This window comes from Streptomyces noursei ATCC 11455 (assembly GCF_001704275.1).
GTDB classification, from domain to species: Bacteria; Actinomycetota; Actinomycetes; order Streptomycetales; family Streptomycetaceae; genus Streptomyces; species Streptomyces noursei.
Map to the genome: position 1 here is coordinate 9145980 of NZ_CP011533.1, position 22657 is coordinate 9168636.

General features: G+C 71.1%; 20 protein-coding genes. 7 read left to right on the forward strand and 13 right to left on the reverse strand.

Going from position 1 to position 22657, the window contains the following annotated elements; all coding sequences use genetic code 11:
• Genes SNOUR_RS39325 through SNOUR_RS39340 form a run of 4 tightly spaced genes read left to right on the forward strand, consistent with a single transcriptional unit; the run spans position 1 to position 4410 of the window.
• Positions 1–900: a beta/alpha barrel domain-containing protein gene (locus tag SNOUR_RS39325; RefSeq protein ID WP_067356867.1), complete on the forward strand. Its 900-nt coding sequence runs from the start codon at positions 1–3 to the stop codon at positions 898–900.
• A complete protein-coding gene (locus SNOUR_RS39330; protein ID WP_067356869.1) occupies positions 897–1679 on the forward strand; it encodes a creatininase family protein in 783 nt (260 codons plus the stop codon). Before SNOUR_RS39325 ends, SNOUR_RS39330 begins: the two co-directional genes overlap by 4 nt.
• Positions 1676–2971, forward strand: coding sequence for a hypothetical protein (locus SNOUR_RS39335; RefSeq protein ID WP_067356871.1), 1296 nt, complete (start codon positions 1676–1678; stop codon positions 2969–2971). The genes SNOUR_RS39330 and SNOUR_RS39335 overlap by 4 nt, the downstream gene beginning before the upstream one ends.
• The gene (locus tag SNOUR_RS39340; protein ID WP_067356874.1) at positions 2968–4410 is read left to right on the forward strand and encodes an MFS transporter; all 1443 of its coding nucleotides are present in this window, start codon (positions 2968–2970) and stop codon (positions 4408–4410) included. The genes SNOUR_RS39335 and SNOUR_RS39340 overlap by 4 nt, the downstream gene beginning before the upstream one ends.
• A gap of 43 nt (positions 4411–4453) precedes the next feature.
• On the opposite strand, the gene SNOUR_RS39345 is transcribed toward SNOUR_RS39340, so the two are convergent.
• From SNOUR_RS39345 to SNOUR_RS39355, 3 genes are all read right to left on the reverse strand, one after another.
• A complete protein-coding gene (locus tag SNOUR_RS39345; protein WP_067356877.1) occupies positions 4454–4810 on the reverse strand; it encodes a hypothetical protein in 357 nt (118 codons plus the stop codon).
• A gap of 206 nt (positions 4811–5016) precedes the next feature.
• The gene (locus SNOUR_RS39350; RefSeq protein ID WP_159426023.1) at positions 5017–5973 is read right to left on the reverse strand and encodes a serine hydrolase domain-containing protein; all 957 of its coding nucleotides are present in this window, start codon (positions 5971–5973) and stop codon (positions 5017–5019) included.
• 159 nt (positions 5974–6132) lie between these two features.
• Positions 6133–6762: a TetR/AcrR family transcriptional regulator gene (locus SNOUR_RS39355; RefSeq protein ID WP_067356881.1), complete on the reverse strand. Its 630-nt coding sequence runs from the start codon at positions 6760–6762 to the stop codon at positions 6133–6135.
• 92 nt (positions 6763–6854) lie between these two features.
• Between SNOUR_RS39355 and SNOUR_RS39360 the strand changes: the two genes are divergently transcribed.
• The gene (locus tag SNOUR_RS39360) at positions 6855–7268 is read left to right on the forward strand and encodes a DUF4345 domain-containing protein (RefSeq protein ID WP_067356884.1); all 414 of its coding nucleotides are present in this window, start codon (positions 6855–6857) and stop codon (positions 7266–7268) included.
• A 377-nt stretch (positions 7269–7645) separates the two neighbouring features.
• Here SNOUR_RS39360 and SNOUR_RS39365 read toward each other — a convergent pair whose 3' ends face one another.
• The gene (locus SNOUR_RS39365) at positions 7646–8596 is read right to left on the reverse strand and encodes a LysR family transcriptional regulator (protein WP_067356885.1); all 951 of its coding nucleotides are present in this window, start codon (positions 8594–8596) and stop codon (positions 7646–7648) included.
• Between the two features lie 84 nt (positions 8597–8680).
• Here SNOUR_RS39365 and SNOUR_RS39370 point away from each other — a divergent pair, with 84 nt between their 5' ends.
• Positions 8681–9442 carry a sulfite exporter TauE/SafE family protein gene (locus SNOUR_RS39370; protein WP_099055894.1) on the forward strand — a complete coding sequence of 254 codons (762 nt, stop codon included), beginning with the start codon at positions 8681–8683 and terminating at the stop codon, positions 9440–9442.
• Positions 9443–9480: 38 nt separating this feature from the next.
• Positions 9481–9651, forward strand: coding sequence for a hypothetical protein (locus SNOUR_RS46690; protein WP_159426024.1), 171 nt, complete (start codon positions 9481–9483; stop codon positions 9649–9651).
• Positions 9652–9706: 55 nt separating this feature from the next.
• Here the strand turns inward: SNOUR_RS46690 and SNOUR_RS39375 are convergent, their stop codons facing one another.
• From SNOUR_RS39375 to SNOUR_RS39415, 9 genes are all read right to left on the reverse strand, one after another.
• Positions 9707–10963 (reverse strand): cytochrome P450, encoded by a 1257-nt coding sequence (locus SNOUR_RS39375; protein WP_067356890.1) that lies wholly within the window; start codon positions 10961–10963, stop codon positions 9707–9709.
• A gap of 34 nt (positions 10964–10997) precedes the next feature.
• Positions 10998–12026 carry a C45 family autoproteolytic acyltransferase/hydrolase gene (locus tag SNOUR_RS39380; protein ID WP_312635447.1) on the reverse strand — a complete coding sequence of 343 codons (1029 nt, stop codon included), beginning with the start codon at positions 12024–12026 and terminating at the stop codon, positions 10998–11000.
• Positions 12023–12619, reverse strand: a complete 597-nt coding sequence (locus tag SNOUR_RS39385; protein WP_067356892.1) for a GNAT family N-acetyltransferase — start codon at positions 12617–12619, stop codon at positions 12023–12025. The genes SNOUR_RS39380 and SNOUR_RS39385 overlap by 4 nt, the downstream gene beginning before the upstream one ends.
• Before the next feature lie 241 nt (positions 12620–12860).
• Positions 12861–13118 (reverse strand): acyl carrier protein, encoded by a 258-nt coding sequence (locus tag SNOUR_RS39390; RefSeq protein WP_039639508.1) that lies wholly within the window; start codon positions 13116–13118, stop codon positions 12861–12863.
• Positions 13111–14610, reverse strand: coding sequence for an AMP-binding protein (locus SNOUR_RS39395; RefSeq protein WP_067356894.1), 1500 nt, complete (start codon positions 14608–14610; stop codon positions 13111–13113). Before SNOUR_RS39395 ends, SNOUR_RS39390 begins: the two co-directional genes overlap by 8 nt.
• A complete protein-coding gene (locus SNOUR_RS39400) occupies positions 14607–17909 on the reverse strand; it encodes a non-ribosomal peptide synthetase (RefSeq protein WP_067356897.1) in 3303 nt (1100 codons plus the stop codon). Before SNOUR_RS39400 ends, SNOUR_RS39395 begins: the two co-directional genes overlap by 4 nt.
• Positions 17906–20140 (reverse strand): class I tRNA ligase family protein, encoded by a 2235-nt coding sequence (locus tag SNOUR_RS39405; RefSeq protein WP_067356899.1) that lies wholly within the window; start codon positions 20138–20140, stop codon positions 17906–17908. Before SNOUR_RS39405 ends, SNOUR_RS39400 begins: the two co-directional genes overlap by 4 nt.
• Positions 20137–21204, reverse strand: a complete 1068-nt coding sequence (locus SNOUR_RS39410) for an NAD(P)/FAD-dependent oxidoreductase (protein ID WP_067356901.1) — start codon at positions 21202–21204, stop codon at positions 20137–20139. Before SNOUR_RS39410 ends, SNOUR_RS39405 begins: the two co-directional genes overlap by 4 nt.
• 1 nt (position 21205) lies before the next feature.
• On the reverse strand, positions 21206–22510 hold the full coding sequence (locus SNOUR_RS39415; protein ID WP_067356904.1) for a lysine N(6)-hydroxylase/L-ornithine N(5)-oxygenase family protein: 1305 nt from the start codon (positions 22508–22510) through the stop codon (positions 21206–21208).
• Positions 22511–22657 lie beyond the last annotated feature (147 nt).

The window sequence follows — 22657 nt, forward strand, 5'->3', positions numbered from 1 at the left end:
ATGGCGACCGCGACACGTCTGCTGGGGATGGACCTGGCCAATCCGGTCGTGGTCGGCTCCGGCCTGCTCACCGACCAGGAACGCAACATCCGCAGACTGCTGCACTCCGGCGCGGGCGCCGTGGTCACCAAGACCATCCACCCCAACCCGCCAGCGGGCCTGGACGAGCGCATCATCCGCCTGCCCACCGGAATGATCAACAGCACCACCTACTCCAAACGGTCCGTCGACCACTGGGTGGGCATCCTGCACGACCTGGCACGGGACCGGCTCCCGGTCATCGCGTCGCTGCACGCCGACAGCCCCGCGGAACTGGCCGAGTTGGCGACCCAGGTGGAGGCGGCCGGCTGCCGGGCACTGGAGCTCGGCATCTCCTGCCTCAACGAGAAGGACGGTCTCGACGACGCTCCCGAGCGGGTGCACGCCTACACCGCGGCGACCCGCGCCGCGACCCGGGTGCCGTTCTCGGTCAAGCTGGCCAGCGGCGAGGGCCTGCATGCCCGGGCGCTGGCCGCCGCCCGAGCCGGCGCGGACGCGGTGACCATCAGCGACACCCTGCCCGCCGCCGCCGTGCACCCGGAGACCGGCGACCTCCGCCTCGGCGGTGTGTTCGGCTACTCGGGGCCGGGCATCAAGCCACTCGTACTGGCCTCACTGTGGAAGCTGCGCAGCGCCGGGTTCCCCCTGCCCTTGATGGGTTCCGGCGGCGTGCAGTCGGGCCGGGACGTCCACGACTATCTGGGCGTCGGCGCGGTGGCGGTCCAGGTCTACACCGCGCTGCACACCGACATGAACCTCACGCTCACCCGGATCGTGGCCGAGGCCACCGGATCGGGAAACACCGACCACGGCTGCGGACCCGTCGTCGGAGCGGACCGATCCGGGCAGGTGCGGTCATGACCCCCCGATCGACCGGGTCGCCACTGTGCGACCTGAGCAGCGCCGAGGTCCTGGCGGCCACCGCCGGGCGGACCGTGGTGTGGCCGGTGGGGTCCATCGAACAGCACGGTCCGCACCTGCCGCTGTCCGTGGACACGCTGCTGGCCGACGCCTTCGCCCGGCAGATCGCCGACGAGCTGAACGCCCTGACCTTACCGGCGCAGTCCATCGCGGCGCGGTCGTTGCCGCAGAGCGGGGGAGGACTGGCGTTTCCCGGCACCGTCCATGTGCGCGGTCGGTCCCTGCTGGGCTTCCTGGAGGACGCACTGGAGTCCTTGTGCGCCCTGCCGTGGCGCCGGTTGCTGATCGTCAACGGCCACTTCGAGAACGAGCCGTTCCTGTTCGAGGCCCTCGACGAGGTGGGCCGACGGCCGGTCGCCGCGGGCAAGGAGTTCATCGCGCTGAGCTGGTGGAGCCTGGTCGACGCGGACTGGCTGGCGGGGCGGGTACCGCTCTTCCCCGGATGGCACGCCGAGCACGCGGGGATCACCGAGACCAGCCTGATGCTCCACCTCCGTCCGGACCTGGTCCGGACGGCACGGCCCGACCACGCCGACCCGCCCCGCCCGGGCATCTACCTCCACCCCGTCGATGTGGACCGCACGACCAACCAAGGCGTCCTGTCCAGCACTTCGGACGCCACCGCCGCCCTGGGCGAGGAACTCTTCCGGCACGTGGTCTCGGCCGCGGTCGCCCTGATGTCCGAGGGCAAGGGACTGCTGCGCGAGGAGAAGACATGACCACACCCACCCTCTGCGTGTGCAACGCCGTCGACACGCTGCACGACTTCGCCGTCCGTGCCGACGACGTCGACGCGTTGCTCTCGGAGTGCTACGCCCAACAGGACCAGGCCCTGTTCTGGGGGCCGTTGGACAAGATGCTGATCACCTACGAACCGATCGGAGACCTGGACTGGCAGCGGAAGTTCCTGGGGCTCGACGGCGTGGTGAACCTCAGTCCGGCGGTCCGCACCGGCTCGCTGTTCGCCGACACGCTCGCCGACCCCGGGCTGATGGCCGCAGTCGTCGCGTACGCGGGGCCGGGCCGCAGACTCCGGCTGATCCCGCACACCACCACCACCGACCTGTGGCGGTTCGTCGAGGTCCTGCGCACCCGGCACGGCGTGGTGGTCGAGCTGCCGGAGAGTTCGCCGCAGCAGGGCCTGCGCGATCTGTTGGACACCAAGACCGGTCTGCGCGACCTGGCCACCGACCTCGGCATGACCGACGGGCCCTGCCGCATCCCGCCCGGTACGCACTGCTCCGGGAAACACGAGGTGCCCGAGGCGGTGCGGGGCATGCTCACGACAGGCACGCCGTGCATCGTCAAGGCGGACCGCGGGGAGGCGAGCCTCGGCCTGCTGATCTTCCGGCCGGGCGACGACGACATCACCGAGCGCCTGGCGGCGAGCAGGTTCTACGACGAAGATCCGGTGGTGGTCGAGGAGTTCCTCGACGGCGACATCGGCTTCCCGTCCGTGGAGTACATGGTGCCCGCCGACGCCCCGCCCCACCTGTGCTACACCACCGACATGCTGTTCGAGGGCGCCACCCATCTGCGCGGCAACGTCACCGCGCGGGAACTGCGCGACCGATGGTGGTACCGCCCGCTGACCGAGGGCGGACTCCGGCTGGCCCAGGAGATGCAACGGCGAGGCTACCGCGGGCGCTTCGGCATCGACGCGATCGCCCGCGACGGCGTCGTCTACATGCACGACCTCAACGCCCGTCGCACCGGGTCGAGTCATGTGCACGAATTCGGTGAGCACCTCATCGGCCCGGACTACCTCGACACCCACGCGGTCGGCAACTACGACTTCTACGGACTTCCGGCCGGGCTGGATCTGCCGGAAGTGCTGCGCCTGCTCGGACGGCTGGTGGCCTCGCCCCGACACGCCGCCCGGGGAGTGGTTCCCACCGAGCTGACGGATCTGCCGACTGGCAGACTGAGCTGCATGTTCTACGCCTCAAGCCTGGCCGAGTTGCACGATCTGATCGTCGGAGCGAGGACGGCCCTGGGCCTCGACCGGTGACCAGCACGACGCCTGTGGTCGGGGCCCGGCGCTGGCTGGTGCTGGCCGTGGTGCTGTTGTGCTTCCTGCCCGCGGCCATGGACGTCACCATCCTCACCATCACCGTCCCGACTCTCGCCCACGAACTGCACGCGTCCCCGCCCGAAATGCTGTGGACAGTGGACGTGTACTCGCTCCTGATGGTCGGACTGGTGCTGGTCAGCGGTCCGTTGGGCGACCGGATCGGACACCAGCGGCTGCTGTTGGCCGGGTTGGTGGTCTTCAGCGCGGCCTCGGTACTGTGCGCGATGGCACCGGGGCCGCTGGCCCTGATCGGTGCCCGGGCGCTGCTGGCGGTCGGCGCTTCGATGATCATCCCGGCCACACTGGCGCTCATCCGGCAGACTTTCGGCGACGGACGCGACCACGCGGTGGCCATCGGGGCGTGGAGCGCGGTCGCCGCCGGAGCCTCGGCGCTGGGGCCGGTGGTGGGCGGCTTCCTGCTCCAGCACTTCTGGTGGGGTTCGATCTTCCTGGTCAACCTGCCGATCGTGGCGCTGGCCATGCCCGCAGTGGCGCTGCTGCTGCGCAACCAGGTCGAGTCCGAACGGCAACCCTGGGAAGCCACCTCGCCCCTGCTCTCGATCGTGGGGTTCCTGGGCTGCGCCTATACCATCATCGCCTTCACCCACGACGGCGTCGGCGCACTGGAGTTGGCCCTGCCGGGCGCCTTGGGCCTGACCGCACTGGTCCTGTTCGTGCGACGGCAGCAGCGCCTGCCGCACCCGATGCTGGACCTGTCGCTGTTCCGGCTGCCCGGACTGCGTGCCGGCGTGGTGGCCTCGGTGCTGCCGGTGCTGGTGATGGTCGGCTTCGAACTTCAATTGGTGCAGTACCTGCAGTTCGTCAAGGGACTGTCGGCGGAGGGCGCCGCACTGTATCTGATCCCGATGCCGGTGGCCGCGACGGTGGCGGGCCCGGTGGGCGGAGTGGTCCTCTCTCGTCTGGGGCGACCGCGGGTGGACGTGCCCGCCGGCCTGCTGCTCGCGGCGTCCGGGTACGTCCTGGTCGCCTCCGGCACGGTGGTCCCGGTCGGCCTGGCCCTGATCGGGTTCGGTCATGGGCTGGTCCAGATGGTCGCCTCGAACCTGATCATGGCCACCGCGCCCTCCTCCCAGGCGGGCGCCGCGGCGGGCATCGAGTCCGTCTCCTACGAGGCCGGCGCCGGCCTCGGCATCGCCATCTTCGGCACGGTCACCGCGGTGGCCTACCGTTCGTCGCTCCCCCCAGGCGTGTCGACGTCCCCGCTGGAAGCCGGTGACTCCCCGGAAACGGCTCGGGCCTTCGCCGAGGCGTTCCACACCACCACGTGGTTGGCCGCCGCCCTCACCCTGGCCACGGTCTTCCTGGCCACCCCGAAATCACCAGCAGCCCACACTTCGCCCGAGGCCGCCGAGTAGCTGGTCGTTCCCGTCCGGGGCCCGGCGCTCCGGCCGGCGGCGGTCAGTCGTCGAGGCGGCGGAGGACCTGCCTGAACTCGCCGTTCTCGATCAGGCCGGTGAGGACCCGGGTCATGTTGCCGATGCCGGCGTCGCGGACGATCAGTCCGTCCGGGCACCAGAAGGAGCAGCCTCCCAGCGCCTCGCCGCTCGCGGCCCAGCGCTTCATCAGAACCTCGACCTGGGCGACGGTGAACAGGGTCGCACTCCACCGCGAGCCGTCCCGCAGCCGCACTTCGACGTCGACGTTGTCCACGGTCTCCGGGTTCTCACCGGCATCCGGCAGGAACGCGGCCTCGAACTGCTCCGTGCGGACGCGGTACCAGGGACCGTCCCAACCCGGTGGTGTGCTCTCGCCCATCTGACGAGTGTGCCAGGTCGGGGCCCGCCCACCTCGACCGCCCTGACCGGGCACGCTTCCGGGCGCGAACGACGACCCGTACCCGAGGACGCCGGGCGGCCGAACCGGAGGAACCGGTCGGCCGCGCCGGCGACGAAGGAGTCCCGGGCTCCGTCGCGGGCCTGCCGCGCAGCCCGGACGATGCCCGGGCCTGATCACCCGAGGGCTCAGGCCGCGAAGTCGTCGATCGCCTCGGCGAGGTCGTCCCCGGTCAGGGGCTGCTGCGCCGCGCTGAGCACTCGCGCCGCTGCAGGAAGGGCGCTCTGCTGGTTGGCGAGGGCCACGCTCACATGGTCCCGGTCCGGTATGAGGACCATGGCGGCCCGGTAGCCGGGAAGCCGCCCGTTGAGATACATCTGACCCGACGGCCCCAGTGCCCAACCGAGCCCGTAGGTCATGGGGTCGTTGGATCGGGTGCGCGGCCGACGGATCTCCTCCAGGAGGTCCCGGTCGGCGAGCAGGCCCTCGCCGACGGCCAGCAGCTCCGACACCGACGACCACAGGCCCCCGCTGGGCCGACGGGTGCGCGGGTAGCGCACCAGCGGGAGTTCGGTCGTGCCGTCCCACCCGGTGACGGACGCCGGCGAGGTCTCGAAGCCGGTTCGTGCCAGGCTCCAGGGGGTGAGGAGCCGATCCTGCAACGCGCTCTCGTACGTCGTGCCGCTCAGGGCCGCAAGGAGCGCACCGGCCAGGAAGTAGTTGCCGTTGTAGTAGGACCACCGTGCGCCGGGTTCCCGCTCGTTCCCGGCGCGGACCACGAGCCGTGCGGCTTCGAGCAGCGCGCCGTCCCCGTCGCCGAGCGCCGCCACGGTCGCTCCGTCCACCGATTCGCGCAGCCCCGACACCTGACCCAGGATCTGCTCGACGGTGAGGCTCGGGTCGGCCCGCCAGTCCGGTGCCAGGTCGGGGAGCAGTTCGATGACCGGGGTGTCCAACGCGATGCCCTGGTCCCGCAGCGTGCGGACCAGCGTCGCGGAGGTGAAGACCTTCGTCAACGACGCGATCCGGAAACACGAATCCGCCGTCACCGCGACCGGTCCGCGGGTGGCCGTGATGCGTGCGCCCGCGGTGGAGACGCCTGCCGCCATCGCCGGGACATCGCGAAGACCTGTCTGTGCTGCCATCAGCTCATCAAGATTCACAGTGCGCATGGTATTGGCGGCGTTCCGGACCGACGGGCGGGGTGTCACCGGCCAGGGGGACGCCCCGGGTGGCGGATCCGGAGACGGGCGAACCGGAGGAGCCGGGAAGGCGCGCTCGACGGCGCGGTGGGACCCTCCGAACTAGGCGTCCGCGTCGGGCCGTTGTGGCGGCCACCCTCGGGCGGGGTCGTCGGCGAGCAACGGCCGGAGCGCGCCGAGCAGCGCGCCGATGCAGCTGTCGCGGAGCTCGGTGCGGGTGCAGGTCTCGCGGGTGAGCCAGTCGACGCAGAGGACCTGGACGAAGACCAGCCAGCTCTTCAGAACGGCGGAGACCGCCTCGCGGGCGTTCTCCTGGGCGAGCGGGACCACGGCCAGCAGCCGGGTACGGAGTGCGTCCAACTCGTTCGTCATGATCGACTGGATCACCGGGTCGCCTGCCAGGACCCGGTTGACGGCGAGGACGGCCTGACGGTTGGCGATGAAGTAGTCGAGGTGGACGTCCATCCCCTGGACGAGCTGCTCCACCAGGGAGTCGGCCGGGTCGAGCCGGGTGTCGGCGAGCAGTTGGTCCGCCGCCTGTTGGTAGACGACCGCGAAGAGGGCGTGCTTGCTGGGGAAGTGGCGGTAGAGCAGGGCCCGGGAGACGCCGGCCTCTTTGGCGACGTCCTCCATCAGCACGTCGTCGTACGGGCGCGCGGCGAAGAGCCGCGCTCCGACGGCGAGGAGCTGGGCGCGGCGGTCGGCGGGGCTCAGTCGTTGGCGGGGAGACACGAACGCAGACTACTTGACATGTGTCTACTAGCGCACCCAATCTAGTAGACACATGTCAACTAAGGCTTCACCGACACGGGTTGGGAGGGGTCATGGCAAGAACTCTGCGGGTGCTCACGCAACTGTCGGGCTGGGCCTGCGTGCTGATCGGCCTGTACCACGTACTGCTCGGCAACGCGGCGATCCCCGGCGCGGGTTCCGCCGGCACGACGGTCGACAGCTGGGGCCGGTTCATGGGGGCCAGCTTCGTCGGCTACGGGCTGGCCTGGCTCTGGGCCGCGCGGCAGCGGCCCATTCCGGCGCAGGCAGTGCGGTGGCTGGCCGGCGTCCTCCTGCTGGGTGGCGCGGGGCGGCTGCTCTCGCTCGCCCTGTACGGCTGGCCGCACTGGTTCCAGATCCCGCTGGCGGTGATCGAACTCGGCCTGCCGCCCGTCTTCTTCTGGCTGGCGGCCGCGGAGGAGCGGGCGCTGCACGGCGGCGCGGAGACCGTGCCCGCCGGACGGTGAACGGTGCGTGCCGCACGGTGCTCAGGTTCTGCAGCGGCCCACTCCGGTGGAACAACTCTTCAGGTTCTGCTGCCACTTGGTCATCGTTACGGTGAGCGCATGAGCAGTCGCGAAGTGGGCGATTACATCAACCGGATCCTCAAGTCCGCCACCAAGTCGTGGCATGACGACCAGGAGACCGTGGCATGTGATCGCTGCTGCACGCCCCTTCAGTTCACCGGTCGGGAACGGCAGTCGATCGTGGAAGTCCGGTCCCACTGCCCCAAATGCACGGGGGGAGTGGACCTGCACCCACCACAGAGGGAGTGAGGGGCGGCGCGGCCGGGAGCGCCCACCCCCTGGCCCTAGCCCTGGCCCTGGCGCGGTGCCGCGGTCGGTCAGCCGTCGTGGAGGAGGCGTCGGGTGCGGGGGTCCGCGGGTGTGCTGCCGGAGGCGGAGTCGAAGAGGGCGGCGTGGCGCAGGTGTTCGGCGAGTGAGGCGACGGCCGTCGAGGCGGCGTGGTCCCGTACGCCCCAGGCCAGCAGGTGGTGGCGGCGGGCCCAGGGGTCCTGCAGTGCGCACACCTCAAGTGGCTGGTCGGGGTCGATGACGGGCCGCGGTACGACGGCGAGTCCGACGCCGGCGGCGGCGAGGGCCACGAGGACGTTGAGATTGGCGACGGTGGTGCGGTAGCGCACCACCGGGGCGTGCGGCACGAGGTGTCGCTCGATCCAACGGCGCAGCGAGGAATCGGCGTTGAGCCCGATCAGCGGGTGCTCGGCGACCTCGCTGTAGGTCAGCGCGGTCCGCCCGGCGAGGATGCCACCGGCCTGGCCGATCACCACGAGGGAGTCGTCGCCGAGCGGCTCCATGTGCAGGCCGCAGTCGCGGGTCTCGTCGTCCAGGACCACCCCCAGGTCCGCCGCCCCGTCGGCGAGCATCCGCACGGTCTGGGGGGTGCGGCTCTCGGACACCGTGACATCGACGTCCGGGTGCGCGCGGAGGAACGAGACGAGGGCTCGGGGGACGAGCCGGTGCATCGCGGAGCCGCCGCCCAGCAGGACCAGGGGAGCGGTGGGGGAGCGGGTGTAGCTCGCGACGGCGCTTTCGAGTCGCGCGGTCTGGGCGAGCACGTCCCGTGCGTGCCGCGCCAGGGTCGTCCCGGCCGGTGTGGGCCGCACGCCCCGCCGGCCGCGGATCAGCAGCGGCACACCGGCGTGGTGTTCCAGGGAACGGACCCTGGCGCTGGCCGAGGGCAGACTCAGGTGCATCCGGTGGGCGCCCGCCGTGATCGACCCCTCGGTCACGATGTGCAGGAAGAGCCGTAAGTCGTCCAGGTCGTAGCGCATCGCCTCAGCCTACGGCGCAGCCTTAGGCTGGGTACGCCGATTACGCATTGTGGACGCACTGGCCACGGGGCGATGCTCGGGGCTGTGATCAATACTCTGCTCGTTCTTCTGACCGGCGTCGCTGCCGGGGCCCTGAACGCCATCGGCGGTGGGGGCACGTTCGTCGCGCTGCCCGCCCTGGTCGCGTTCGGCCTGCCACCGGTGACCGCCAACGCGTTGTCCCGGGTCGCCCTCGTGCCGGGCGCGGTGGCCAGCGCATGGGTCTACCGACGCGAACTCACCCCGGTCGGAGGGGCGTCCACGAAGGCGCTGACGGTGGTCAGCATGGTCGGCGGCGGCGTCGGCGCCGGCCTGTTGATGGCACTGCCGGCGTCGTCGTTCGACGCCGCGGCGCCCTGGCTGCTCGCCACCGCCACCCTGATCCTCGCCTTCGGACGCCGCCTCCCGCAGGCGCTCAGCGCCCTGTTGGGCCGCCCGGTCAGCATGAGCTCCCGAGCCGTCCTGATCGGTCAGTTCTTCCTCGCCATGTACGGCGGATACTTCGGCGGTGCCGTAGGTATCACGATGCTTGCGCTGTGGAGCATCGGACTCGGACTCGACGCCGCGGCCAGCAACCCGATGCGGGTCGTGCAGCTCGCGGCCGTCTTCCTCAGCGCGGGCATACTGTTCCTCTTCGCCTCGGACATACTGAGCGCTCCGCTCATCCTCGCGGCCATGCTGATCGGCGCGGTGGTCGGCGGCTGGGCCGGCGCCCACCTCGCCCGCCGGCTGTCCGCCGCACTGCTGCGGGGCATCATCCTGGCCATCGCCGTGATCATGACGGTCATGTACTTCCTGCGCGGCTGACCACGCGGGAGCGCTCCTGACCCGCTCGGAGGAGAAAGATGGTCGTCCCACCGTCGTCCGGCACACCGTCCGTCGGCGTCCGGGTACAGCGGCACCTCGCCGTGCGTGCTCTGGTCCTCGCGCTCCTGCTCGGCCTCACGGGCGAGGTGCTGCTGACCGTTCTCGTCGTACTCGTCGGGATCGGGCTCCTGGTGCTCACGACGGAGTGAGCAGGGGACCGCCGGCCCGAGGGGAAGGCGGTCGCCCGCGGTGTACCCGGGTGTCTCAGAGCACCAGTTCCTCCACTTCGGCCGAGACCGGTTCGAAGCGCACCGGCAGGCTGCTGATCCCGGTGAGGAGGTTGGAGTAGATCCGCTGGACCGGCCCGGAGATCTCGAATCCGGTGGTGAAGTCGCGGAGCGCGAGCAGCATTTCGGAGATCTCCACCCTCGCCAGGTACGCGCCGATGCAGTAGTGCGGGCCGTGTCCGAAGGCGATGTGTTTGTTCGGCGACCGGTCGATGAGGAACCGGTCCGGGTCGGCGAAGACCCGCTCGTCACGGTTGCCCGAGACGTTCCACACCGTCACCACGTCGCCCGCCGGAATCGGGGTGCCGTGGATCTCCGTGTCCTGTACGACGGTCCGGCCGAAGTGCATGGTCGGCGAGGCCCAGCGCAGCACCTCTTCGGTGGCCTGCTTGGCGGACACCTCGCCGCTCTTGAACGCGGCCCACTGGTCCGGATTGGCGCTGAAGCTGTGCACGGCGTCGATCATCGCCAGGCGACTGGTCGCGTCCCCGCCGAGGATCAGGCTGTAGCAGTTCAGGACGATCTCGTCCTCGCTGAGCGGTTCGCCGTCGATGGTGCTGTTGGCCAGCACGCTGACCACGTCGTCCTGCGGTGCGATGCGGCGCTCCTCCACCAGGCCGAGGAAGTACTGCAGGATGTTGTTGCGGGCGGCATCGGCCGCCTCGGAGTACTCGCCCTGGTCGTCCGAACTGATGGCGGACTTGGTCAGGGTGAGGAGGTAGTCCCGGTCCTGAGGGGGAATGCCGAGCAGATCGCAGATGGTGGCCATCGGGACCTTGCTCGCGACCTCCAGCGCGAAGTCGCATGCGCCGCGGTCCACCGCGGCGGCCAGCAGCGTCCGGGTGGTCCGGCGGACATGCTCGCCGATCCGGCTCAGCACACGTGGCGAGAACGCCTGGAGCAGCACGTTGCGCAGCTCCTTGTGCCGGTGCCCGTCGGTCACCGGCACCATCAGTCCGGCCGCCGAGTCGCCTTCGCCGAGCAGGGTGATCAGGACGTTGCCACGCTCCGAGGTGAAGGTGGTGTTGTCCCGGTAGAGGGCGACGATGTCGTCGTAGCGGCTGAGCACCCAGAAGCCGGGGCTGTTCCCGACCGCGGGATGCCGGTAGAGGGGCCGGCTCGCCCGCAGGGTGCGCCAGTAGTCGCTCAGGTCGTGGTCCGCGAACGTCTGGGGGTCCCCCAGATTCACCCGGGACAGGTCGTCCGGTGTGGCGCGGCGGGGCAGGTCTTCCACGGGCTTGACCTCCAGTTCGAACCGGTGGGGCGGATCAGAGGGCGAAGGACAGGGTTCGTGACAGCCGGGGGTCGCCCGGCCGCAGGCACAGCGCGCGGTTCTTCGTGTCGAGGACGACGGCGCAGACGGTGCGCTCCCGGCGGATGTCGCCGTCGTCGCCGACGCAGATCGGTGGTCGGGAGAGCACCGCGAAGTGCTCCTCGGGATGCGCGTCCGCGGGCAGGGCCCGCAGGCCGGTCTCGGCTGCCTGGAGCCGACGGAGCGAGGAGTTTCGGGCGAAGACGTTCAGCTCGTCCCGGGGGGTGAAGTCCGGGGCGAGGAAGTGGTTGGTGTGCACCGACTCCCGCCCCGTCTGCACCCGGTACTCGTCGCCGATGACCTCCACCCAGGCGGTGGTGGTGGCGTCGGCGAGGACGAGGGTGCGGGAGCTGGCCAGGGGAAGCGCACGCAGGACGGCGATGGCCGACTCCACCGACGTCGCGGTGTCGAGGAGGTGGCGAATGGCCAGGTACGGCGGGACGCCCGGACCCCAGCGCCCGCCCAGGACCAGGTTCAAACCCACGGCCAGGCCATGGGAGTTGACGCCGAGGTAGCCGAGCAGTCCGGCGAAGCTGAGCACCAGGGCCTTGCGGTCGCCGTGGCCGACTTCCAGCACCGCGATCCGGTCGTCGAGATTCCCGTTGAGGTCCACGGTCTGCGCCAGCACCCCCGGCCGGGCGTAGGTGGTGCAGTCGCCGCGGGCGGGGATCCGCTGGTATCCCATGATCTCGCGCCGCAGTTGCAGCAGGGTGGCCTCGTCCAGGGTCAGCCCGGCGCCGGCCGCGAGTCCGGTGATCTCGTCGGCCAGGTGGGGCGTCGCACGGGTGATCTCCGCCCGGTGGGCGGCGAGGGTGCCGGACAGGCCGGCGACCGACACGGCGGTGGGCAGCAGGTGGTTGAGCCGGGCGACGCCGTCGTCGAGGAAGTCGCGCAGCTGCTCCTTGAGGGCGGCGCCGTGCGCGAAGCCGGCGGCGTACGGCTCGCCGTGGGCGATGACGTGCGCCACCGGCAGGGGCGTTGTCACCGCGCGGCCGCCCGGGCGGTCAGCCGTTCGCGCACCGAGGGCCATTCGCCGCGCAGGACGCTGTAGTAGACGGCGTCGCGACGGGTGCCGTCCGGCATCGGGTTGAAGCTGCGCAGGATGCCTTCCTCGGTGGCGCCGATGTTCCGCAGGGCGCGGCGGGCCTGCTCGTTGCGCTGGTCGGTCTTGAACTCCACCCGCTCGGCGCCCAGCCGTTCGAAGGCGTTGTGCAGCAGCAGGAGTTTGGCATGGCGGTTGATTCCCGCGCCGCGGAAGTCCCGGCCGAGCCAGGACCAGCCGATCTCCAGCCGGCGGTCGGCCTCCGACAGGTTCCCGTAACTCATCGACCCGGCGGTGCGGCCGGTGGCCAGGTCGGTGATGTGGAAGACGACGCGTCGGCCGGCGGCATGGTCGGCGATCATGGTGTCGAAGAAGGTCTCGAAGGACGCCTCATCGGTGACCAGCGCGACGAAGTAGCGCCAAATGGCCGGGTCCATGGCCACCGACCGGATGCCCTCCCGGTCGGTGGTGGTGATCGGCCGCAGGCGGACGACGCCGTCGTCCAGGACGGTCGCGGCGCGTTCGTGCCAGTTCATCTGGATGCCTCCGTGGTCGCTCCGCCGCTCGGGGCGGAGTGGGGTGCCTCCCGCTCGCGGGGGAGAGGGACTTGCGCGGAGCAGGGCAGGGACAGCCGTGCCGCCGTCGGGGCGGAACGGTGTCCACTGCCAACTGCCCACAGAAAAATACAAGTTGACGTGTGGGTGGATGGTGGTGAGGGGGCAGGTGATGTCGGGTTCCCGGTTCACCGGGGTGCGGACATCGTCGCCGCGGCGCGGTTCAGTGCACCTCGGCGTGCCGGGACAGTGCGGTGACGACCTGCCCCAGGGTGCGCATCGCGGCGAGGTCGTGTTCGGTGAAGTGGTGCAGCCCGACCTGGACCCGGTCGCACACCGAGGTCAGGAACAGCACCTTGTTCAGCGAGGTCAGGCCGAGGTGTTCCAGATCCGCGTCGGGGTCGATGGCCTCGGGCGGCAGGTCCTGCGGCAGGACCTGGGCCAACGCGGAGCGGGCCGCCGTTTCGATCGCGTCAGGCACGAATTCCCTCCTCGGGGTCGACGACGAGGCCGCGGTACCGCGCCTCGATCTCCTTGCGACGGGGCTTGAACTGGGAGCCCAGCAGCCCGTTGTCGATGGTGAACCGCTCCGCCAGAACGGCCTTGGCGAGCTGTTCGTCGTGGTCCAGGGCGGCGTTGGCCTCCTTCAGCGCCGCCGCGACCAGCGCGGTGTCCATCGGGTAGGTGCTGGGGGAGACGATGGCGACGAGCTGCCGCTGGGACGGGTTGGTCACCACGCAGTCCTCGATCGCCGGATGGCTCTTGAGGCGTTCCTCGATCCGCCGCACGACGATCTTCTTGCCGTTCTCCAGCACGATCACGTCGTCGGCCCGGCCGTGCACGAACAGATAGCCGTCCTCGTCGAGATGGCCGACGTCACCTGTGCGCACGACCCCGCCGGGCCGGAACATCTTCTCCGAGTCGCCCGCTTCCGCGTGCTCGTAGCGGGTGGCCACCGGCTGTTCGCTGCGGACGTGGATCACGCCGTCCGCGTCGATGAGCACCTCCTTTCCCGGCAGCACCCGGCCGACGCTGCCCGGCCGGTGCCCGCCGGGATGGTTCTTGGTCACGATGCAGGTCTCGTTGAGCCCGTAGCCCTCGAAGATCGGCAACCCGGCGTCGGTGAAGTACCGCAGGGTGGCCGGGTTCGCGGGTGCCGAGCCGGTCCAGAGATAGCGGATCCGGTCGCCGAAGACCTCGGTGGCCAGGTCGGCGGGCGCGGCGCCGGTGCGGGCGGTGCCGGCCTGCATGTGGGCGCGCACCGTCTCGTAGAAGCCGGGCACGCCCATCACCACCGTCGGCCGCGTCGTGCGCAGGGTGGCGAACGCCGCTTCGTAGGTGCTGATCGTGATGTCGTGTCCGAACACGAACGCCGAGTACACCCAGTAGCGCTGCTGGAGCAGGGAGAGCGGGAGGAAGACGAAGAGGTCGTCGCCGGGGCCGTGGGCGAAGATCTCCTGCACCGCGGCGAGCGAGCTGTCGATGCTTCCCGCACTGGCCAGCAGCGACTTGGCGGGGCCGCTGCTGCCGGAGGTGAACTTCAGCGCGGGTGCCTCGCCGGGTTCCCACGGCACCGTCGGCAGCTCCGCCTTCGCGGGGGCGAGCCCGCGCAGCTCGGTGATCGGGCGCACCCGCTCGGCCGTCTCGTGCTGGTCGGTGAAGAGCACCGCGAGGCCGTAGCGGGCGGCGAGTTCGGCCCCGGTCGAGTCGAACTTGCCCGGGTCGAATCCGGCGGTCACCGCCTTGATCCGCAGTGCGGCCAGATCGAGCAGCACCCACTCCAGCGAGTTCGCCGCGAGGACGCCGATCCGGTCACCCGGCCGGACGCCCAGGTCGAGCAGGTGCCCGGCGACCCGGCCCGACATCTCCCAGACCTCGGTCAGATCCCATGACTCCAGGGCACCGAGCCGGGCCACGGACAGGCGATTGCCCGGCTGCGGGGGGCCGCTGATCACCTGGTTGACGACGCTCATGCGGCCCGTCCGATCCGCGCGGCCATGGCCCGCACCGTGTTGAGCCGGACCAGCTCCGAGAGGGGAATGGTGACCTTGTACCGCTTGCGCACCCCGGCCAGGATGCGTGCCGCGGCGAGCGAGTCGGCGCCGAGTTCGGTCAGCGGGGTCAGCGCGTCCACCTCGGGCAGCTTGAGCACGCCCGCCCACAGCTCGGCCAGTTCCTGTTCGACGCCCTCCGCCAGTGCGGTGTCGCCGGACGGGGCGGGCTCGGCGGGGAGCGCCTCGTCCGTGGCCAGCTGCGATCGGTCGACCTTGCCGTTCGCGGTCAGCGGCAACCGCTCGTGCCACACCACGACGGACGGAACCATGTACGCGGGCAGTTGCTCGTGCAGCGCCGCGCGCAGCTCGTCCTCCAGGCGCCGCCGCTCGCCGTCGGGCACCGGATGATCGCCCTCGCCCGGCACCAGGTGCGCGACCAACTGATCGCCGCGGCTGCCGGGCCGGCGGACCACCACCGCCTGCCGGACGCCGGGCAGCGCGACCAGGCGCGTCTCGATCTCGCCCGGTTCGATGCGGTAGCCGTTGAGCTTGATCTGGAAGTCCGCGCGGCCGAGGATGTCGATCTCCCCGGACGGCAGATAGCGACCGCGGTCGCCGGTGCGGTACATCCGCACCCCCCGCCGCCGGTCGTGGTGGAACTTCTCGCCGGTCGCCCGCTCGTCCTTCCAGTACCCGCGGGCCAGGCCGGTGCCCGCGGCGAAGATCTCACCGGGTACCCAGTCCGGCAGGTCCAGGCCGTCCTCGTCGAGCACGTACGCCGTGTTGTTGTCGTTGGGCCGCCCGTAGGGAATCGGCTGCGAGCCGTCGTCGTCCGGACCGATCGGGTGGACGACGTTCCAGATCGTCGTCTCGGTCGGACCGCCGAGCGCGACCACGTCGAGATCCGGCAGGCTCGCACGCAGGGCCGCCGGCAGTTCCGACGGGATCCGGTCGCCGCTCATCATCACCAACCGCAGGTCGGCCAGGGGCGCGAGGCCGTCCGCGCGCGCCTGGTCGTGCAGCAGCGCCACGACCTGTGGCACCGAGTTCCACACCGTGACCCTTCCGCGCTCGCACATCGCCAGCCAGTGCCCGGGGTCGGCGGCCCTGTCGTGGTCGGGCATGACCAGTGCGGCACCGACGGAGAGCGCCCCGAACACGTCGTAGACGGAGAGGTCGAAGCTGAACGCGCTGACCGCGAACAGCCGGTCGTGCGGACCGACGCCGAAACGGCGGCTGCAGTCCGCGACGACGTTGGCCACGCTGCGGTGGCTGACCATGACGCCCTTGGGCGTGCCGACCGTGCCCGAGGTGGGCAGCACGTAGGCGAGGTCGTCGGGGTTCGCCCCGGGGACGGGGGAGGGGGCCGGCCCGTCGCCGGGTGCGGTGTCGCGGTCCAGCGCCAGCACCGGTCGGCGGTCGGCCGGGTCGCTCCAGCCGGCGTTGGTGAGCACGCACCGCACCTCGCCGCCGTCGAGCAGCTCCCGCTGCCGGCGCGCGGGCAGATCGGCGTCGACGGGCAGATAGGCCGCGCCCGCCATGAGGGTGCCCATGATGCCGACGATCTGCTCGGGGCCCCGCGTCATGACCAGGCCGACGAGTTCCTCACGACCCACGCCGCGGTCGCGCAGCCAGGCCGCCACGGCACAGGCCCGCCGATACAGCTCGGCGTAACTGAGCTCCCCGGTCGAGGTGATCACCGCCGGCGCCCCGGGAGTGCGGCGCGCCTGGGCGGCGAATGGCGCGTGCAGCAGCTCCAGCGGCCGTGGCCGGTCGGTGTCGTTGGCGGCGTGCCGGCGCGCCCGCTGCTCGGCGGGGAGCAGGTCGAACCAGTGGTTGTGCCACTCGCCGCCGTCGGCGAGCCGGTCGAGCAGGTGCTGGTACCCCTGCGCCAGATCGTCCAGCAGGCCCGACGGGAACAGCTCGTCGACGCCGTCGAGTTGGACGACCACGCCGCCGTGCTGCTCCATGGCGAACACGTTCAGCCAGGTCTGCGGTGTCTGGCTGACGGTGTGCACCTCGGGCCCGAACAGCTCCAGCGCGGAACCGTCCACGTCCGCGAGCGGATAGCCGATGGCGCTGTTGAAGGTGAACGGCATGCGGGGCTGCCCGCCGCTGCGCAGGCCCAGCTCCCGCAGCACCTCGACGCCGGAGAAGTGTCGGTTGTCCACGTCGGTGCGCAGCCGCTCCTGCAGCGCCTTGGCCCGCTCGGCGAACGGCACGCCGCGGTCCAGCTCGACCGAGACGAGGACCGGGTCGCTGTACTGCCCGATCGACTCCAGGATGCGCGGGTGGATCGGCGGCCGGTTGGCCACCGTGGTGGTCAGCGTGAACCGCGGGCCGGCACCCCAACAGGCCAGGGTCTCGGCATAGGCGGCGAACAACAGCCCGGACGGGGTGACACCGGCCGCGGCGGCGTGTTCCTTGAGGACCGTCCAGCGGGGCGCCGGCACCCGCACGACCCGCTGGGTGAAGCGCGGTGCGGTGATCGCGGAGGGGCTCTTGGCCAGCGGGAGTTGCGGGTGCCCGTACAAGGTGCCGCTCTCCAGGCGTTCCAGCCAGTACGCCTTGGCCCGGGCGTAGGGCTTGCGGGTGCGGGCGGCCTCCAGCGCGGCCACATAGGACTCGAAGGAGGCTTCCTCGTCGACCGGTGGCCGCTCCCGCCGGTAGTGCGCCCACCACTCGCGGAAGAACAGGAACATGCTGATCCCGTCCATGACCAGGCCGTCGTGCCCGACATGCAGCAGCATGCGGTCACCGGCCAGCAGCGACACCTCGGCCGCCAGCAGCGGGGCCTGGACGGTCGGCAGCATCCGGTGGGTCCAGCGCGCGCGTTGCGCGGCCAGCCCGGTGCCGTCGTCGTCCCGCAGGTCGACCTGGTCGATGCGGACCCGCACCGGCGGCTGCCGGACCTGGGTCTGTGCCGGGGTGAACCGGGAGCGCAGGCAGTCGTGCCGCGCGACCACGGCGTCGAGCGCGTCCTGGAGCCGATCGACGTCCCAGCGCCCCTCGATCTCGTGGTAGACGTAACTGGCCACGTTGCCCAGCTCGAACACCTCGTCGCGGCCGGCGAGATAGCCCCGCTGCAACGGCGTCAGCGCGAACCCGGGATCCGGGGTGAGATGGGCCAACAGCTCGGCCTTGACGGCCTTGATCCGGCCGACGAGATCGGCGTCCACGCGCTCGCGGGGCCCCTGCAGCCGCAGGTCCTGGCCGGCCGCCACGAGATTCAGACCGCGGGCGCCGATCTCCTCCAACACCGCCAGGTAGTCGCTCATCGGGCCACCTCCTGGGCCAGGTCGCGGCCGAGCGTGCCGATGTTCCGCTCGGAGAGCAGCTCCGCCATCGGTATGTCGAGGTCCAGTCGTTCCAGGATCTGGTACTGCACCGCGACCGCCTGCAACGAGGACGCGCCGAGTTCGAGCAGGGTCTTGTCGGCCACCACGGCCTCCGCGGGCAGGCCCAGCGTCGTACGGACCAGGTCGGCGAGCCAGGGCAGCGGGTCCGGCGCCGCCTCCGCCGGCTGCGCCGATGTCGGCTCGGCGGCGAAGAACACCTGCCCGCCCAGGTCCACTTCGGTCCCGGCCGGAACCAGGTCCACGGTGGTGGGCCAGGTCTGCTCGCGCTCGCCGAGCAGCGCGGCGAGGCGCCCGGCGAAGCGTGGCATGACCGGTGTGGCGACCCTGGACAGCAGCCGGGCCGCTGCGACTTCCAACGCCATCGCCGTGCGGTTCTCCGACTGCCAGCCGGCCGCGTCGGCGAGCCCCGCCTCACGCCCGGCGAACTCCCGCGCGTCGGTGACGATGCCCTCCAGCTCGGCGGTGGCCGCCCGCAGCGAGAACCCGTCCTGCCCCAGGTGCGCGGTCACGGCCGCCAGGCGCCTGCCGAGCCGGGCGTAGAACGCGGTGTGCTCGGGCGTCCAGGTCCCGGCGTCCGGCACCACACCGCCGTAGCGTGCCTTCAGCCGCCGGTCGAGGTCGTCGAGCCAGCCCTGCCAGCCCTCGATCAGCACCTCGCGCACGGTCGCGGTGTAGGCGTCCCGTTCGAAGTTGGTGCGCTCGCCCTCCGGGCGCGTACGGGAGAGGTAGAACCGCACCGCGTCCACCGTCTCCGGGCACAGCAGGTCCTTGCCCCACACCGCGTGCCGCCGGCTGGTGGAGAACTTCTGGTTGTCCAGCAGATAGAACTCGTTGACGTGGTAGTCGATGTCCGGCTGCCAGTGCGGGAACGCCAGTTGGTACAGCACCGGGTAGAGGATCGCGTGGTAGAAGCTGTTGTCGTAGCCGAAGAAGTGGACGATCTTCCAGTCCTGCTCCGGCTTGTGCGCCTGCCACTGCTCGCCGATCCGGGCGCCGAGCTGCCCGATGCCGTGCAGGAAGCCGTACGACATCTCCGGCCACACCCAGATCACCTGGTCATCGGCGTCCCGCGGGGCGACGCCCCACTGCGCGGGGTGGGTCAGCGGCAGATCGAAGGTCTCCCGGGCGAAGACCCGTTGGGCCAGTTCGCGCAGCCGGGCGGGGACCCGGCCGAGTTGGTGGTGCCGGGCGACGTCCTCGCGGAACTCGTGCAGCGGCAGCGCGTGCCGGGCCAGGCCCTCGGCCCGCACCGTGTCCGAGTGCCGGCTCCGTGCCTCGACGAGGTCGGCGACGGTGTTGGGCTCGCCGCACTCCTCGCAGATGTTGCCGTTGGTGCCGGCCTCGCAGGACGGGCAGGTCCCGGACACGTCGACCTCGTAGAGGTAGCGGCCGGTCTTCCCGTCGAACAGCGCCGGCAGTTCGCGCCGGGCCACCTGGCCGGACGTCTCCAACGCGGCGAAGAAGTCGCGCAGGCCCTGGCGGTATCCGGCGTCCGTACGGGTCACCGTGAACTGGTCGGGCCGGATGTCCATCGACTCCAGCGTCCTGGCGATCTCGGCGCCGTAGTGCGCGGCGACCTGCTCGGGAGTGCTCCCCTCCTGCGCCGCCTTGGCCACCACATAGCTCTGGTGGTCGTCGCTGCCGGTCAGATGCCAGGCCCGCACCCCGTTCATGCGCTGGAACCGGACGAACGCGTCCGCGCCGAGGTACGGCCCGGACAGGTGCCCCAGGTGCAGGTCGCCGTTGGGGGTCGGCGGGGTGGAGAAGACGAACACCGGACGCTGCCCGAAACGCCGGCGGCCGGGACGCGCGGCCACCTCGCCGGCGTGCCGGGACTCGCGCCAGTAGCAGGTCACGAACACCACGTCGCCGTCACCGGTGTTGTCGATCACGTGGGTCTCGAACGGGTCGAACTTGACGACGGTGCCCGGGCCCACCGGGTGGCGCGCCCCGTCCACCACGATCTCGCCGGTGCCGGACACGATGACGAACATCTCGATCTCGTCGTGCTGGTGCGGCTCGGAGCGCCCGCCCGGCGGCACCCGGCCCCACCCCGCACCCAACCCGGCGACACCGGGCAGGTCGATCGTGCTCATGTCGATCCCGAAGGCATCGCTGAGCGTCGCGGGGTCGAAGGTGTCGATTCTCAACGCAGACTCCCCTTCACACTCTGGTCGATCAACTGGACCGCCTCGGCGGCGATGGCCGGGGCGAGGCGATATCCGGATCCGTTGGCCGCGCCTGCGAACACCACCCGGCCGTCCGGGTCGAGTCGGCGCAGCAAGGGCTGTCGGGACGTGCTGTAGGCATCGCAGAAGACCCGGCCGGTCGTGCAGCGCGAGGCGAGCGCGGGCGCGAACCGGCCCAGGCATGCGCGGGCCTGCTCCACGTCGTGCGCGGCCAGACCGACGCCGACCCGGTCGGGATCGACGTCCCAGTCCTGACAGGTGTAGCTGAACAGCCAGTGCCCGCGGTAGGCCAGCGGGAGCAGGAAGGCGTCCTCGTCGTGAAAGACGACCGCCCGGTCCTTCGCGTCCGCGGGGTGCTCGATGTGCAGGGCGACGATCCGCTTGACCCGGGCTCCCAGCGGCGCCACCCGCTCGGCCCACGCGGGTTCGCCCAGCCAGGGTCCCGGCGCCAACACCACCCGGTCGACCGTCAACCGCTCACCCGTACCGAGCCCGAGCCGCACACCGCCCTCGTCGGGCTCCAACGCGGTGACCCGGACCCCCTCGCGCACGTCGACGCGCGGGCGCAACTCGGATACCAGTGCCTGGACCAGGCGGTGCACATCGGCGTACTGCGCGCCCGGGACGTCCCACACCGACGCACTCGGTGGTACGCGGACCTCGGCGCCGCAGGCGTCGAGCGCGGCCGGGGCGTCGTCCCGGCGGACCGGTCGGGCGTAGATCCTCTCCAACTCGTCGCGGTCGGCCCGCGACACCAGCGACATGCCGACCGGATGGATCGGCACGGCGGGCCGGTCGGCCCTGAGCTGCTCGTAGAACTCCTGGCTGAATTCCGACATGCGGCGCACGCGCTCGGTCGTGCCGCGCGGGAAGTGCAGTCCGGCCGAGCGTCGGCTGGCGCCGCAGCCCACCTGATCCCGGTCCAGGAGCAGCACCGTGCTCGCCGGGTGCTCGTGGACGATCCGTCGGGCCACCAGGCAGCCGATGATGCCGCCACCGATCACCGCGACTGTGCCCAGACTCATCTCACACCCTCCCTCGCAACTCGCCCTCCTCGCTGCCTTCGTCCGCCCACGCGACGAAGGAGGAGAGCTGTTCTTCCCGCTGCACACCGCGCAGACGGTCGACGATGCGCTGACTGCGCCACGCCAGCAGGCTCAGGTTCTTGTCGGCGAGCCCGCGTTGGGCGGGGGTCGCGTTCTGGACGAAGATGTTGCGGTCCGGCGGGCCGTCCCAGCGCACCGCGAAGTCCCGGTCCACCTGGTACTCGCCGTCGTCGCACTCCAGCCGGTCGGTCAGCGGGGCCAGCAGGTCCAGCAGTCCGGAACGGAAGCCGGTGGACCAGACGATCACGTCGGCGGTCACGCGCTGCGGCTGGTCGGGGCGGTCGCTGTTGACCACCGTCAGCTCCCACCCCGCACCGGCCCTGGCCACCCGGGTGATCTCACGGTTCGGGTACAGCCGGACCAGGCCGGGCGAGCGCGCGATGAACCGGTGGTGGTAGATGCGCTGGTAGATCGCGCGCAGCGTCGGCTCGGAGATGCCGTCGCTGGACAGGACGTTCTCCTGGTTGATCCGCTCACGGGTCGCGCGTTCCAGGCCGTAGAAGTACTCCGAATAGCACGGCATGTAGTAGTCGTTGGTGAACGGCGAATCGTCGATCGGCAGGAAGTTGCGGCGTCGGGAGAACCACGAGACCCGGCTGGGCAGTTGGTCGCCCTCGCGGGAGATCAGGTCGAGGTACGCCTCGGCGCCCGACTGCCCGCCGCCCACCACCACGACGCGCTTGCCGCCGAGGTCGACGGCCCGCTCGACGAAGTCGCACACATGGAACTGGCTGCGGGAGTGCCCGGCTTGCGCGGCCGGCGGGATCCAGGGCCGGTTGCCGACGCCCACGGCGATGTTGTCCGCGGTCAGCACCCGCTCGTCGGTGTGCACCCGGAAGACACCGTCGAAGTCGATCGACTGCACATCCTCCCCGAAGACGATGTTCTTCATCCGCCAGCTCGCCCACTCCAGGTAGTTGCGGAACTCCTGTCGCGGCACGGCGTCGAACTGGGCGTTGACGAAGTGGTAGATCCGCCCCTGGTCGTGCAGGTAGTTGAGGAAGGAGAACTTGCTGGTCGGATCGGCCAGGCTGACCAGGTCCTTGAGCATCGTGACCTGGAGTGTGGTGCCGGGGATCTGCTGGCCGTCGTGCCAGCTGAAGGCTTCCTTGCGGTCGAGGAACAGACTCGGCAGGTCGCGGTGCGGATAGAGCAGCGCGGCCAGGCTGAGGTTGGCCGGTCCGACACCGATGCCGAGCACACTGTGGTGATTCTTGTCGATCATTGTGCGTCGCCCCCGTTTCCGGTCGAGGACTTCGTGAGTCCGGTGGCGCTCCCGCTGGGGTGTGGGGAGGACGGCCGACGGAGCGCCGGGCAGGCGCCGGGCCACGGCGTCGCGGGCACGTCGGCCGGTGTCCGCGGCGCCCTTCGC

What these genes read in the sequence shown, in the direction of transcription:
- SNOUR_RS39325 (WP_067356867.1), top strand. Translation starts at nt 1, where the DNA reads ATGGCGACCGCGACACGTCTGCTGGGGATGGACCTGGCCAATCCGGTC.
- SNOUR_RS39330 (WP_067356869.1), top strand. Translation starts at nt 897, where the DNA reads ATGACCCCCCGATCGACCGGGTCGCCACTGTGCGACCTGAGCAGCGCC.
- SNOUR_RS39335 (WP_067356871.1), top strand. Translation starts at nt 1,676, where the DNA reads ATGACCACACCCACCCTCTGCGTGTGCAACGCCGTCGACACGCTGCAC.
- SNOUR_RS39345 (WP_067356877.1), bottom strand. Translation starts at nt 4,810, where the DNA reads ATGGGCGAGAGCACACCACCGGGTTGGGACGGTCCCTGGTACCGCGTC.
- SNOUR_RS39350 (WP_159426023.1), bottom strand. Translation starts at nt 5,973, where the DNA reads ATGGCAGCACAGACAGGTCTTCGCGATGTCCCGGCGATGGCGGCAGGC.
- SNOUR_RS39360 (WP_067356884.1), top strand. Translation starts at nt 6,855, where the DNA reads ATGGCAAGAACTCTGCGGGTGCTCACGCAACTGTCGGGCTGGGCCTGC.
- SNOUR_RS39365 (WP_067356885.1), bottom strand. Translation starts at nt 8,596, where the DNA reads ATGCGCTACGACCTGGACGACTTACGGCTCTTCCTGCACATCGTGACC.
- SNOUR_RS46690 (WP_159426024.1), top strand. Translation starts at nt 9,481, where the DNA reads ATGGTCGTCCCACCGTCGTCCGGCACACCGTCCGTCGGCGTCCGGGTA.
- SNOUR_RS39385 (WP_067356892.1), bottom strand. Translation starts at nt 12,619, where the DNA reads ATGAACTGGCACGAACGCGCCGCGACCGTCCTGGACGACGGCGTCGTC.
- SNOUR_RS39395 (WP_067356894.1), bottom strand. Translation starts at nt 14,610, where the DNA reads ATGAGCGTCGTCAACCAGGTGATCAGCGGCCCCCCGCAGCCGGGCAAT.
- SNOUR_RS39400 (WP_067356897.1), bottom strand. Translation starts at nt 17,909, where the DNA reads ATGAGCGACTACCTGGCGGTGTTGGAGGAGATCGGCGCCCGCGGTCTG.
- SNOUR_RS39410 (WP_067356901.1), bottom strand. Translation starts at nt 21,204, where the DNA reads ATGAGTCTGGGCACAGTCGCGGTGATCGGTGGCGGCATCATCGGCTGC.
- SNOUR_RS39415 (WP_067356904.1), bottom strand. Translation starts at nt 22,510, where the DNA reads ATGATCGACAAGAATCACCACAGTGTGCTCGGCATCGGTGTCGGACCG.